The organism is Nostoc sp. UIC 10630, from assembly GCF_010747425.1.
Classification (GTDB): Bacteria; Cyanobacteriota; Cyanobacteriia; order Cyanobacteriales; family Nostocaceae; genus Nostoc.
In genome coordinates, this window is sequence record NZ_JAAGOG010000504.1 from 1 (window position 1) to 482 (window position 482).

2 pseudogenes are annotated in these 482 nt (G+C 42.9%); both read left to right on the forward strand.

Going from position 1 to position 482, the window contains the following annotated elements:
• Positions 1-259 (forward strand): annotated as a pseudogene (locus G1O98_RS39410) (hypothetical protein); the annotation flags it as partial.
• A 29-nt stretch (positions 260-288) separates the two neighbouring features.
• Positions 289-482: pseudogene (locus G1O98_RS39415) on the forward strand (TrpB-like pyridoxal-phosphate dependent enzyme); the annotation flags it as partial.

Below are 482 nucleotides of genomic sequence, written 5' to 3' on the forward strand. Positions count from 1 at the left end.
TGGCAGTTTGGGGATTGCTATTAGTGAAGCTGTAGAAGTAGCTGCTGCTGATGAACAAACTAAGTATGCTTTAGGTAGTGTTCTCAATCATGTACTGCTACATCAAACCGTGATTGGTCAAGAAGCATTGACTCAATTAGAAATGGCAGGAGATTATCCTGATATTGTTATTGGCTGCACTGGTGGCGGTAGCAACTTTGCCGGAATTGCTTTCCCATTTCTCGGTCTTTACTGCGAGGAGAACGAGATATACAAGTAATAGCTGTCGAACCTGCTGCTTGTCCATCATTGACTCGTGGAAAATATGCTTACGATTTTGGTGATACTGCCCACTTAACCCCACTTACCAAAATGCATACTTTAGGTAGTAGTTTTGTTCCTGAAGGAATTCATGCTGGAGGCTTGCGCTATCACGGTATGGCTCCCCTTGTTAGCCATATTGTGAATTTGGGATTAGTTGAATCACGTGCTGAATACCAACT